The organism is Streptomyces sp. NPDC048349, from assembly GCF_040651925.1.
In the GTDB taxonomy this organism is placed as follows: domain Bacteria; phylum Actinomycetota; class Actinomycetes; order Streptomycetales; family Streptomycetaceae; genus Streptomyces.
In genome coordinates this window covers 33529-45959 of record NZ_JBEZLA010000062.1, presented here as the reverse complement: position 1 = coordinate 45959, position 12431 = coordinate 33529, and the positions used below count along the sequence as shown (strand labels likewise).

11 protein-coding genes are annotated in these 12431 nt (G+C 72.5%); 2 read left to right on the top strand and 9 right to left on the bottom strand.

Features of this window, described 5'->3' with window-relative positions; genetic code table 11:
* Positions 1-87: 87 nt before the first annotated feature.
* From AB0D44_RS27890 to AB0D44_RS27865, 6 genes are all read right to left on the bottom strand, one after another.
* Entirely contained in the window at positions 88-540 is a 453-nt protein-coding gene (locus tag AB0D44_RS27890) for an SRPBCC family protein (RefSeq protein ID WP_362595871.1), read from the bottom strand.
* Between the two features lie 35 nt (positions 541-575).
* Positions 576-1841, bottom strand: coding sequence for an MFS transporter (locus tag AB0D44_RS27885; protein WP_362595875.1), 1266 nt, complete (start codon positions 1839-1841; stop codon positions 576-578).
* Between the two features lie 212 nt (positions 1842-2053).
* On the bottom strand, positions 2054-2995 hold the full coding sequence (locus AB0D44_RS27880; protein ID WP_362595869.1) for an NAD-dependent epimerase/dehydratase family protein: 942 nt from the start codon (positions 2993-2995) through the stop codon (positions 2054-2056).
* A gap of 330 nt (positions 2996-3325) precedes the next feature.
* On the bottom strand, positions 3326-3757 hold the full coding sequence (locus AB0D44_RS27875) for a PPOX class F420-dependent oxidoreductase (protein WP_362595867.1): 432 nt from the start codon (positions 3755-3757) through the stop codon (positions 3326-3328).
* A gap of 142 nt (positions 3758-3899) precedes the next feature.
* Positions 3900-4286, bottom strand: a complete 387-nt coding sequence (locus AB0D44_RS27870; RefSeq protein ID WP_362595865.1) for a DoxX family protein — start codon at positions 4284-4286, stop codon at positions 3900-3902.
* 61 nt (positions 4287-4347) lie between these two features.
* A complete protein-coding gene (locus AB0D44_RS27865; RefSeq protein ID WP_362595863.1) occupies positions 4348-4818 on the bottom strand; it encodes a carboxymuconolactone decarboxylase family protein in 471 nt (156 codons plus the stop codon).
* A 220-nt stretch (positions 4819-5038) separates the two neighbouring features.
* Between AB0D44_RS27865 and sigJ the strand changes: the two genes are divergently transcribed.
* On the top strand, positions 5039-5974 hold the full coding sequence (gene sigJ, locus AB0D44_RS27860; RefSeq protein ID WP_362595861.1) for an RNA polymerase sigma factor SigJ: 936 nt from the start codon (positions 5039-5041) through the stop codon (positions 5972-5974).
* 172 nt (positions 5975-6146) lie between these two features.
* On the top strand, positions 6147-6473 hold the full coding sequence (locus tag AB0D44_RS27855) for a GYD domain-containing protein (RefSeq protein ID WP_362595859.1): 327 nt from the start codon (positions 6147-6149) through the stop codon (positions 6471-6473).
* Between the two features lie 99 nt (positions 6474-6572).
* On the opposite strand, the gene AB0D44_RS27850 is transcribed toward AB0D44_RS27855, so the two are convergent.
* From AB0D44_RS27850 to AB0D44_RS27840, 3 genes are all read right to left on the bottom strand, one after another.
* Positions 6573-6986: a PaaI family thioesterase gene (locus tag AB0D44_RS27850; RefSeq protein WP_362595857.1), complete on the bottom strand. Its 414-nt coding sequence runs from the start codon at positions 6984-6986 to the stop codon at positions 6573-6575.
* A 62-nt stretch (positions 6987-7048) separates the two neighbouring features.
* A complete protein-coding gene (locus tag AB0D44_RS27845; protein ID WP_362595855.1) occupies positions 7049-9070 on the bottom strand; it encodes an NADPH-dependent 2,4-dienoyl-CoA reductase in 2022 nt (673 codons plus the stop codon).
* 283 nt (positions 9071-9353) lie between these two features.
* A complete protein-coding gene (locus AB0D44_RS27840) occupies positions 9354-12377 on the bottom strand; it encodes a glycoside hydrolase family 38 C-terminal domain-containing protein (RefSeq protein WP_362595853.1) in 3024 nt (1007 codons plus the stop codon).
* Between the last annotated feature and the right edge of the window lie 54 nt (positions 12378-12431).

Below are 12431 nucleotides of genomic sequence, written 5' to 3'. Positions count from 1 at the left end.
CCGTACTGGACGTACTTGGGCTTTCGGCCGGTGCGGCGAGAGTGCGTGCCGGGCACCGCGACGCCGCGGACCTCCGTCAGACACCCCCTAGCGCTTGAGGGACGCCTCCGCGGCCGCCTTGATGCGGCGGCCGAAAGCGGGGGCGTCCTTGCGCGCGGCGCTCACGGCGAAGCCCACGAGCAGCTTGCCCAGGCCGTGGCCCTCGAGGGCGTTGAAGATCCGGACCCGGGTGCGCCCGCCGGGGAGGGCCACGAAGTCGTAGCCGCCCTCCGCGGTGACCAGGTTGCGGCTCTCCTCCGTCCAGCGGATCAGGTGCGGCGGGTCGAAGCCGACGATGCGGAACTGGCGGCCGGTCTTCATCCCGGCGTCCTTGACCGTGCTGCGGAAGACCGTGCCGAGCGCGGTGGGGCCCTGGGGTTCCTTGGTGATCTCCTGGACGCGCGGGCTGAAGTCGGGGTCGTTGCGGCCGTCGGCAAGGTAGGCGAAGACCTCCTCGACCGGCCGGTCGATCTCGACGCTCACCTCGAACTGTCCGGACATGTCGGCTCCTCGCTCCGGGTCCCGGGTCTGCGGCTTCATGCTCCCAGACCCCCTTCCCGGCCGCACTGCACGCCCTGCTCCGGCTCGGCCGGCCGGGCACGCAGCGGCGAGAGCAGTCCGGCGCCGAGCACCAGCAGGCAGAAGGCGCCGGCGGCCAGGCTGACCGCCGGAACCCCGTGGCGGGCGGCCAGCACCGTGAGCACGGCCGCACCCACCGGGCCCGAGGCGTTGTGCACGGTCCAGAAGGCGGACGTGACACGGCCGAGCAGGTGGTCGGGGGTCACCTCCTGGCGCAGGGTCATGCTGCACACCCCGGCCAGGGTCACCCCGAACATGAACACCGCCGCCAGCGCGGCGATGACCGGCACGCTGCGGCTGGCTCCGGTCACCGCCACCGCGATCCCGATCATGGCGACCGAGGCCAGCCAGCAGGGGCCGAAGCCGAAGGTCCGGCGCAGCCGCCCGGCGGTGAGGGCCGCGGCGACGACGCCGGTCCCGCTCACGGCGATCACGTAGCCGACGGTGGTGGGGGTCCGGCCCAGATCCTCCTGGACGCGGTAGATCATCAGGTCGGTGGCGCCCATGGTGACGAAGGTCAGCAGGGTGAGCAGCACCGTCAGGGGGCGCAGGAGCGGATGCGTCCACAGGAAGCGGAAGCCCACGACGAACACCTCGCGCAGCACCCCCGCCGCAGGCTCGGCGCGCTCGCCGCCCCCGGCCCCGCCGCCCTCGGCCGGCTTGCCGAACCTCACCCACGCCAGGCTGGCGGCGGAGACGAGGAAGGTGGCACCGTCCACGGCCAGCGCCCGCTCCGCACCCACCGTGGCCGCGAGGGAACCGGCCGCCACGGGCCCCAGGAGGGTACCGACGGCGAAGGTGCCCATCAGCCGCCCGTTGGCGGCGGTGAGGTCCTCGGCCCGCACCAGCTGCGGCACGGCCGTCACGTAGGCCACGTCGAACAGGGTCGTCAGTACCGTGGCCAGCGCCGTCAGGGCGTACAGCAGCCAGATCCTCGGTCCGCAGGCCCACCACACGACCGGCACGGCGCAGAACAGCGCGGCGCGCAGCAGATCGCAGACGATCATCAGCCGCCGGCGGTCCACGCGGTCCACGACGTATCCCGCGAAGATCCCCGTGCCGATACCGGTGGCCCCGGAGATGACGGTGATCAGGCCCATCTGCACGAGGGACCCGGTGGCGCCGAGCACGAGCAGCGGCAGCGCGAGCAGCGAAATGGACCCGCCGAGGACGGACAGGGCCTGGCCGAGCCAGAAGACGGTGAAGTCCTTGTTGCGCCCCAGCGGGCGCCGCTCGACGGGGGGTGCGGAGGTCGGGGGGATGGTCCGTCTCTCTCTGGCGGGGGCGGGGCGCGTACGGCGGTGATGCCCGCCGACACCGGGACGGTAGTGGCAGCCGCCGGCCTGTCATGCGCTTTTCCTCGGGTGCGCCACGGCCCCCCGGCCGGCCTCAGCGGCCACCCGGCGTCAGAGGGGTGTCAAGGCCGGCCCGTGCGTCATCCGGCGGTCGCCACCCGCTCGCGCCACCAGGCCACGGTCGCCTCGACCTGCGCGTCGAGCGGGGTGGCCCGCACCTCGAAGGCCGCCTCGTAGGCGCTGCTGTCGACCACGAACGGACGGTCGAACTGGTAGCGGATCTCCTTCAGTTCGCGGAGCAGTGGGGAGAAGAGCGAGGCCACGCCGAGCACGGCCGGCGGCAGCCTGCGCACCGCGACCGGCCCCGTCCCCGCCTCGACCGCCAGGCGGCCGACCATCTCGCGGACGGACAGCGCGGGCTCCGTCGGCACGTGCCAGGGCCGTCCCCAGGCCCGCTCCTCGCCCGCGACCTCGGCCAACACCCGGGCCACGTCGGGGAGGTAGGTCCAGCTGTGCGGGGCGTCCGGATCGCCGAGCACGGAGACCGGCTTGCCGCGCAGCAGCGGCGGCACGACCCGCGCGGCCAGGTGGCCGCCCTCGGTGACGCCGGGCCCGAAGAAGTCGGAGGCCCGCACCTCGACCGCCCTGATGCGGCCCTGTTCGTGCAGGGCCCGGGCCTGTTCCCAGGCCGCCGCACGCACCCGCCCCTTGGGACCGGTCGCCGCGAGCGGCAGGCCCTCGGTCAGGGGGCCGTCCACCGGTCCGTACCCGTAGAGGTTCCCCAGCATGACCAGGACCGCCCCGGTGGCCTCGGCCGCAGCGCAGAGCGACGAGGCCAGCGCCGGCCATTGGCCCGCCCAGCGGTGGTAGGGCGGCGCGGCGCAGCCGTAGAGCGCGGCCGCGCCCTTCGTGGCCTCGATCAGCCGCTCGGGGTCCGCCGCGTCGCACGCGACGTGTTCGATCCCGGGTTCCGGGCTCCGGCCCGAAGTGGTGACGACCCTTACCTCGTGGCCCTGTTCGGCCAGCAGCCGAGCGGTGGCCGCACCGGCGGGCCCAAAACCTACGACGACATGAAAGCTCACGTACGCACACTAGCGCGAGGGCGCGGGAGCGGGGCGGCCGGTCCTCCGCCCCGCCCGCGGGCCCATGCACCCACGGCCCCAACGGCCGTGACACCCCGGGCCGTTCGGCCGGGCGGCCTCGGCCCCGTCCGCGACAGGGCCGGTGCTGTGCCGGTGCCGGTGCCGGACGGACCCCGGGCCAACTGCCGGAAGCCGTCGACGGTGACCGCGCCCGGGGAACCTGCCAACTCCGGCAGCGGGCCCGCCTGCCAGAGCCGCCGGGGGCTGTCGGTCAGGACGGGAAGGAGCCGCCGGGTGTGCGCGCCCAAGAGCTGCTCTCTCGGGGCGCGCTCAGCGGATCCTTTCGCCGTAGACGTGATCGACCGTCATCATCATCAGGACGCGCCGATCGGCCACCATGGCCGCCCGGTACTCGTCCCAGTCCGGGTGCTCTCCGGCGGCAGCGCGGTAGTACCGCACCAGCGCCTCGACCTCGGGGCCGTGGGGGTCGCTTCCCGGCCCGGTCAGTGTCACCGTGCCTTCGGCGGTGGCCCAGGCCCAGCCGTCGGGGCTGGTGACCTCCAGTGCGGCGCGGGGATCCCGCCGCAGGTTCGCGGTCTTGGCGCGTCCCTCGGTCATCGATACGTAGAGGACGTCGGCCTGCGGATCGTAGAAGGGCATGACGGGCGAGAGCTGCGGGCGGCCGTCCGATTTGATCGTCGCGAGAATACCCAGGCGGCTTTCCCCGAGCAGCGTGCGCGGGTCGTACGGGGTGGCGTTCATGTACGGCCCAAGTCGCCACCGGGCGCCGGGTATTCCCGGTGTCACCCGGACGGACGCAGCCCCTGCCGCTCATGCCCGTCAACGTCACCCCGGAGCCCCCCTTGCCGTCCCCCTTCCCGGGTGATCATCACCGCCGCCGCGATCAGCCGATGAAGGACTCGGGGCCGAAGCGGCCCCACGCTACGAAACCAGCCAGGACCATGTAGACGATGTCCACGACCACGTAAGCGGTCTCGTGACGCCGGGTGCGCAGGACGGCCGCGCCGAGCATGAGCAGCACCAGACCCAGGGCGGCCAGCGGCACCAGCACCGGCGCGGTGTCGAGCATGGCGGGCAGGACCAGGCCGACCGCGGCCAGGACCTCAAGGGCCCCGATCGCCTTGACGCCGCTGCCGCTGAAGTCTTCGACCCACCTCGCGCTCGGCCCGCTGGAGGCGATCTTCTCTTTCGGTGTGACCAGCTTGAACGCACCGCCCACCAGGTAGGCAACGGCGAGCAGTCCGGTGACGATCCACAGCGCGAGGTTCATGGGGTTCTCCTTGCAGAAGGGTAGGCAGCTGCGGCAGCCGCAGTGGTTGTCCGGGTGGCTGTCAGTGCCGGCCGGGCTGGTAGTGGCCGGCGGGCTGCTGGACCGTGACGTTCAGGCGGTTGAAGGCGTTGATGACGGCTATCTGGGTCACCAGGGCGGCGAGCTGCTCCTCGTCGTAGTGCTTCGCGGCGTTCGCCCAGACCTCGTCGGGGACTCCACCGGCGGCGTCTGCGATACGGGTGGCTTCTTCGGCCAGTTCCAGGGCGGCGCGTTCGGCATCGGTGAAGACGGTGGCCTCCCGCCAGGCCGCGACAAGGTGGAGGCGTACCGCGGTCTCACCGGCGGCTGCGGCGTCCTTGGTGTGCATGTCGATGCATCCGGCGCAGCCATTGATCTGGCTGGCGCGGAGCATCACCAGTTCGCGCGTCGCGGCCGGCAGGGTCGAGTCCCCGAGCGCATTGCCCGCCGCGATGATGTGCTTCCAGGCCTTGGCGGCGACCGGGCTGGTGAAGACGTTCAGACGGGCATTCATCGTGGACTCCTTTGTCGTCGTGCGCTGTTGCCCCTCTGAGACAGGGCACTGCGGCCAGCTGTGACGGCAGCGAATGTGACGTGCGTCTCCTCCGCCGGATGCCGCTGGGCGGGCCGCGGACCTCGGATAACCTGCACGCGGCCGTGTGGATCTTGGAATGGGCGGGCGGAGGCAGCCGGCTCGGCCGAGTACCGCAGCATGAGAGTCGGGGGAGGGTTCTGTGCCGGGATCAACGGGTGCGCTGGACGAGGCCGGCTACCGGCCCTTGATGTTCTCCATCGCCTACGGGATGACCGGATCGGTGGGCGACGCGGAGGACATCGTGCAGGACGCCTTCCTCGGCCTGACCCGGGCGCACCGGGCAGGGACCGTGATCGACGCTCCGAAGGCGTACCTGACCACGGCGGTGACGCGGCTGGGAATCAACTACGTGAGTTCGGCGCGGGTACGGCGCGAGACCTACGTGGGGAACTGGCTGCCCGAGCCGGTCGTGGTGACCACCGACCGGCCGGGGCCGGCCGAGCACGCCGAGCTTGCCGACTCGCTGTCGATGGCGTTCCTCGTGCTGCTGGAGGCCCTCTCCCCGGTGGAACGGGCGGTGTTCGTCTTGCGCGAGGTGTTCGGGTACGACTACCCGGACATCGCCAGGACCACCGGCAAGACCGAGGTGAACTGCCGGCAGATCTTCGCCCGAGCCAAGAAGCGCATCCCCGCCGGAGGCCAGGACGTCGACAGTGTGGCGGCGGCCCCGGCGCGGCGGGCGGAGGGTCTGGAACTCGCCCGCACGTTCTTCGAGGCCGCCGAGGGCGGCGACATGGGCGTGCTGCTCGGCATGCTCGCGCCCGACGTGGTGTTCCACGGGGACGGCGGTGGCAAGGCGCGGGCGACCCGGAACCCGGTGACCGACCCGCAGCGCGTCGGCCGGCTGCTCGTCGGCGGGATCCGCCGGGTCCTGATGCTCGGCGCCGTCCTCCGGCCGGCGTGGATCAACGGCCGGCCCGGCGCGGTGACGTACGACGCCGAGGGACGCGTGGCGTCGGTGATCGAGCTGGACTTCGCCGACGGCGTGATCAGGGCGCTCCACTCCGTGTCCAACCCCGACAAGCTCGGCCATCTCGGGCCCGTGTCCGATATGGCGCGCCTGCCGGAGAAATAGTCCACCTGGCCCGCGGCCGGCCTCGCGGAGAGCAGTCTGCGGGCTCACCCCCGCATACGCGGGGAGCAGACGCGCTTGCGCGCATCCCCCGGCTGTTCGGGGGAACCTGGGGCCATCCCGGTCTTCTGCCCTCGAGCTCGGGCATCGATGGTCGAAACGGAAGAGAGACACGATGCCGCTCTATCTATCAAGGTTCAGCTACACGCCGGAGACCTGGGCGAGACTGATGGGCCACCCGGAAGACCGCGCGCAGGCCGCTCGCTCATACATCGAGTCCGTCGGCGGGAAGCTCCACGGCTTCTGGTACGCCTTCGGCACCCACGACGGCTACAACCTCTGGGAAGCCCCGGACAACGTGTCCATGGCCTCGGTCGCGCTGGCCATCAGCGGAGGTGGCGCGCTCAGCTCGTTTGAGACGACCGTTCTCCTGAGCGTCGACGAAACGCTGGATGCCCTGCGCAGAGCCGAGCAGATCCGGTACCGGGCTCCTGGCGCGTAACCCTGGCATGATCTGCGAACGCTACGGCTCCTGGCAGTAGCCGGGACCTGGCCGCCCACCCTGGCGGAAGCGTCCGCGGAGGGCGCTGCGGGAAGGGCCTCAGCCCAGCAGGGCGTAGACCGTGGAGGCGGTGGCCGCGGGCTCCGCGGCGCCCTCGGGGGTCATGGTGACGTCGGCGAAGGCCATCCGCCGGCCGAGCTTGGTGACCCGGACGTGGATCAGCACGTCGGAGCCGGTCACCGGGCGCTGGAAGCTCGTCGACTGCTGGACCGTGGTCATCGGCCCGTACGCGCCGCGCGCACTGGAGATCGCGATGACGGTGGCGGTGTCCGCGGCCGCCATCAGGGCCTGGCCGCAGAGGCCGCCGCCGTCCCGGGCCAGGGTGTCGGACCAGGGCAGCCGCAGCACGGCGTGCCGTTCGCCGGTCTCCTGGACGCTCAGGCCCAGGGCGAGCACCCAGGGAGCGAAGTTGTCGGCGAGGATCTTGTCTGCGTCTGCGGATGAGAACGTCACCCGGGAGATTGTGGCGGTCCGGGCGGACCGCCACAATCCCTTTCGTTCGGACGCTTCAGGTGCTACAGAGTTGCGGCGAGTTCGGTGCCCTGGCGGATGGCGCGCTTGGCGTCGAGTTCGGCGGCCACGTCGGCGCCGCCGATCAGGTGCGCCTCGACACCGGCCGCGCGCAGCGCCTCGTACAGGTCCCGGCGCGGCTCCTGCCCGGTGCACAGCACGACGGTGTCGGCCGGTACGAGGCGCTGCTCGCCGTCGACGGTGATGTGCAGGCCCTCGTCGTCGATGCGGTCGTACGCGGCCCCCGCGACGGAGACCACCCCGCGGTGCTTGAGCTCCGCCCGGTGGATCCAGCCGGTGGTGGTGCCGAGGCCGGCGCCGACCTTGGTCGCCTTGCGCTGGAGCAGGTGGACCTGGCGCGGCGGCGCGGGGCGGTCGGCGGCGGTGAGTCCGCCGGGGCCGGTGTACGCGGTGTCGACGCCCCAGTGGCGGAAGTAGACGGCCGGGTCCTGGGAGGCGCCCTCTCCGCTGTCGGTGAGGTACTCGGCGACGTCGAAGCCGATGCCGCCGGCGCCGACGACGGCGACGCGCTCGCCGACGGGGGCGCCGTCGCGCAGCACGTCGAGGTAGCTGACGACGCTGGCGTGGTCCACGCCCTCGATCTCGGGGGTGCGGGGGGTGACGCCGGTGGCGACGACGACCTCGTCGTAGCCCTGCAGCGTCTCCACGTCGGCGCGGGTGTTCAGGCGGACCTCGACGCCGCTGTCCACGAGCTGGGTGCCGTAGTAGCGGATGGTCTCCTCGAACTCCTCCTTGCCGGGGATGCGGCGGGCGATGTCGAGCTGGCCTCCGATGTGGCCGGAGGCCTCGAAGAGGGTGACGGCGTGGCCGCGGCCGGCGGCGGAGACCGCGCAGGCCAGGCCGGCCGGGCCGGCACCGACGATCGCGACGCGCTTCTTGAGGCGGGTGGGCGCGAGGACCAGTTCGGTCTCGTGGCAGGCGCGCGGGTTGACCAGGCAGCTGGTGATCTTGCCGCTGAAGGTGTGGTCGAGGCAGGCCTGGTTGCAGCCGATGCAGGTGTTGATGGTCTCGGGCCGGCCGGCCGCGGCCTTGGCGACGAAGTCGGCGTCGGCGAGGAAGGGCCGGGCCAGCGACACCAGGTCGGCGCGGCCGTCGGCGAGCAGCTCCTCGGCGATCTCCGGGGTGTTGATGCGGTTGCTGGTCACGAGGGGTACGGACACCGCGCCCATCAGCCGCTTGGTGACCCAGGTGTAGGCGCCGCGCGGGACGGAGGTGGCGATGGTGGGGATGCGGGCCTCGTGCCAGCCGATGCCGGTGTTGATGATGGTGGCGCCGGCCGCCTCGATCTCCTTGGCGAGGTGGACGACCTCGTCGAGGGTGGAGCCGCCGGGGATCAGGTCGAGCATGGAGAGGCGGTAGATGACGATGAAGTCCTCGCCGACGGCCTCGCGGGTGCGGCGGACGATCTCCAGCGGGAAGCGGACGCGGTTCTCGTACGCGCCGCCCCAGCGGTCGGTGCGCTTGTTGGTCGCGGCGGCGATGAACTCGTTGATCAGGTAGCCCTCGGAGCCCATGATCTCGACGCCGTCGTAGCCGGCGAGCTTGGCGAGGCGGGCGGCCCGGACGAAGTCCTCAACGGTGCGCTCGACCTCGGCGTCGGTGAGCTCGTTCGGGACGAAGGGGCTGATGGGGGCCTGCAGGGCGCTGGGGGCGACCAGGTCCTTGTGGTAGGCGTAGCGCCCGAAGTGGAGGATCTGCATGGCGATCTTCCCGCCCTCGGCGTGCACCGCCTCGGTGATCACCCGGTGCTCGGCGGCCTCCTCCTCGGTGGTGAGGCGGGAGCCGCCCTCGAAGGGGCGCCCGGCGTCGTTGGGGGCGATGCCGCCGGTGACGATCAGGCCGGCGCCGCCGCGGGCGCGCTCGGAGTAGAAGGCGGCCAGGCGCTCGAAGCCGCCCTGGTGCTCTTCGAGACCGGTGTGCATCGAGCCCATGATCACGCGGTTCGGCAGCGTGGTGAATCCGAGGTCCAGCGGGCTCAGCAGGTGCGGGTACCGGCTCTGGGACATGGGGGGCGCCTCCTCGCGCGGGGGTGATGAACCTGTTCTAGCGAGGGGAGGCCGCTTTTGCAACTAGGTGCAAAACCGAGCGGGGGCCGTCCTCCCCGGGAGGGCCGGGATTCCCGGACAGGACGGCCCCGCTTGTGGCGGAGTTCACTCCCCCGGCACCGTCCGGGACCCCGGGCGGCGCGGGCTCAGACCCGGCGGGAGGCGCCGGCCGCGCGCGTGGCCCCGGCGCGGGGTCGACCCGGCGCAGGCGCCGGCCGCGTCCGTGGCCCCGACGGCTGGGCGGTCACGTCCGGCGGAGGCGGACCGTGACGATCTGGAACGGGCGCAGGGTGAGGGCCACCGTGCCGTCCGGGGTGGGGGCGGCGACCGCCGAGCCCGCCAGCGGGCGCTCCAGGAGATCGCTCTCGACCGCCGCCGCGACCGGAAAGCCCGGCGTGAGGGTGGCCCGGGCGCGGCCGCCGCGGGACTCGTAGAGGCGAACGACCACGTCGCCACCGCGGTCCTCGGCGAGCTTGACCGCCTCGACGACCACCGCGTCGTTGTCCACGGCGAGCAGCGGGGCGACCGGGCCCGCACCGCTCACCACGCGCTCCGGCAGGTTGAGGGCGTGGCCCTCGCGGACCGCGTCCCCGATCTCCGCACCGGGCGCCAGCGCGAACCGCAGGGTGTGGGCCCCCTGGTCGGTCTCCGGGTCGGGATAGCGCGGTGCGCGCAGCAGGGAGAGCCGGACCGTGGTGGTCTGGCCGCCGTCGGCCCGCACGTCGCGGGTCACGTCGTGCCCGTAGGTGGACTCGTTGAGCAGGGCGACGCCCCAGCCGGGCTCCTCCGCGTGGATCCAGCGGTGGGCACAGATCTCGAACTTGGCCGCCTCCCAGGAGGTGTTGGTGTGCGTGGCCCGGTAGACGTGGCCGAACTGGGTTTCCGCGGCGGACCGTTCGGCCTTCACGTCCAGCGGGAAGGCCGCCTTGAGGAACTTCTCCGTCTCGTGCCAGTCCACGTCCGTGACGATGTCGAGGGTCTTGGCCCCGGACCGCAGGGTGAGCGACTGGATCGCCGTCGAGGAGCCGAAGGAGCGGGTGATCCGGACGGTGGCGGCCGACGGGCCGCTCTCGGTGACCTCCATGGCGTCCAGGCCGACCAGGTCGGTGACCTTGTTGCGGTAGAACGCGTCGATGTCCCAGGCGTCCCACATGTTCGGGAAGTCGGGGTGGACCTGGAGCAGGTTCGCGGCGCCGCCCGGCGCGACCGCCTCGCGGCCCGCCTCCAGGTCGTAGGCGGACACCACCAGTCCGCGGCCGTCGATCTCCACGAGCAGCCGGCCGTTGGCCAGGACGTGGCCGCCGCCGTGCCGCTCCTCCAGCGTGACCGGCTGCCCCGCCCCGTCCGCAATGCCCGCGCCGCCCGCCGGGATGCCGCGCCGGGCGTGCGGGGCGCAGTTGAAGACGAGGTCCTGCCCGCCCTCCCCGGCCAGCGCCGTCTGCGCGGCGAGGGTGATCCCCTCGAGTTCCTCGCGCACCGTCCGGTAGGTCTCGCGCGCCTCGCGGTGCACCCAGGCGATGGAGGAGCCGGGCAGGATGTCGTGGAACTGGTGCAGCAGCACCGTCTTCCAGATCCGCTCGAGGTCCTCGTACGGATAGGCGTACCCGGGCACCCGCACCGCGGCGGTGGCCGCCCACAGCTCGGCCTCGCGCAGCAGCGATTCGCTGTGCCGGTTGCCCCGCTTGGTCTTGGCCTGGGAGGTGTACGTGCCGCGGTGCAGCTCCAGGTAGAGCTCGCCGACCCAGACGGGCGCGTCCGCGTACTCGGCGCGGGCCTTCTCGAAGAAGGCGTCCGGCCGCTCGATCTCGACCCGCGGGGAGCCCTCGAGGTCCCGCTGGCGCTTGGCGCGGGCCAGGTGTTCGCGCGTGGGGCCGCCCCCGCCGTCGCCCCACCCGAAGGGCACCAGCGAGCGCGAACCGCGGCCCTTCTCCCGGTAGTTGCGGGCGGCGTGCGCGAGCTGGGCGCCGCCCAGGTCGGAGTTGTAGGTGTCGACGGGCGGGAAGTGGGTGAAGACGCGGGTGCCGTCGATGCCCTCCCACCAGAAGGTGTGGTGGGGGAACGTGTTCACCTGGGACCAGCAGATCTTCTGGGTCAGGAACCACGTGGAGCCGGAGAGTGCGACGATCTGCGGCAGCGCGGCGGTGTAGCCGAAGGAGTCGGGCAGCCAGACGCCCCGGGTCTCGATGCCGAACTCGTCCATGAAGAACTTCTTGCCGTAGAGGAACTGGCGGGCCATGGCCTCGCCGCCGACCATGTTGGTGTCGGACTCCACCCACATCCCGCCGACCGGCACGAACTGTCCGTCCGCGATCTTCTTCTTGATCCTTTCGAAGAGCTCGGGCCGGTACGTCTTGATCCAGTCGAGCTGCTGGGCCTGCGACATGGCGAAGACGAACTCGGGGTGGTCGTCCATCAGGCCGACCACGTTGGAGGAGGTGCGGGCGACCTTGCGCACCGTCTCGCGCAGCGGCCACAGCCACGCGGAGTCGATGTGGGAGTGGCCCACCGCGCTGATCCGGTGTGCGGAGGCGTGCGCCGGGGCGGCGAGCACGCCGGTCAGGCACGTGCGGGCGGCGGCCGCGGTGCCGGGCACGTCGCCGAGGTCCACGGCGTCCAGTGCCGCGTCGACGGCGCGCAGGATCTCGTAGCGCCGGGCGTCGCCGGTGTCGAGCTGTGCCATCAGGTCGTGGAGGACCTCCAGGTCCTGGACCAGTTCCCAGACCTCGGTCTCGAAGACGGCGAGGTCCATCCGGGCGAGCCGGTAGAGGGGCTGGTCGCCGCTGGTGCGCCGGTCGCCCTCGTACGTGGCCGTGTGCTCGACGAGGACCGGATTGGAGGCGGCCTCGACGTACCACTCGACGCGCTCGCCGCCCTCGGCCCGGTCGGCGACCCGCACCCAGTCGTTGTACGGGTTGAGCGCCTTGACCTCGCTGCCGTCGGCCCGGTGGACCAGGCCCTCGCACTGGAAGCCGGGCATCATCCGGTCGAAGCCCAGGTCGAGGACGGCCTCGACCGTACGGCCTGCCCACTCGGCCGGGACGGTCCCGGTGACCTTGAACCAGGTGGTGCCCCAGGCCGGGCCCCACGGCTCGCCGACCGCGCAGGACTCGTACGCGGCCGCCAGGCCCCGGGCGACGGGGACGGGTTCGCCCGGGGCCTCCCAGCGGGCGACGGTCAGCGGGACCGGGCGGGTGTGGACGGCGGGCTTGATGCGCTCCTTGAGGACCCGGCGGAGCCGGTGTTCGGTGATGCTGCGGTCGTCGTGCATGACGGCTGCTCCAGGAGGGAGAGGGGTCGGGACACGGGAGGGGCGGGGGCGGGA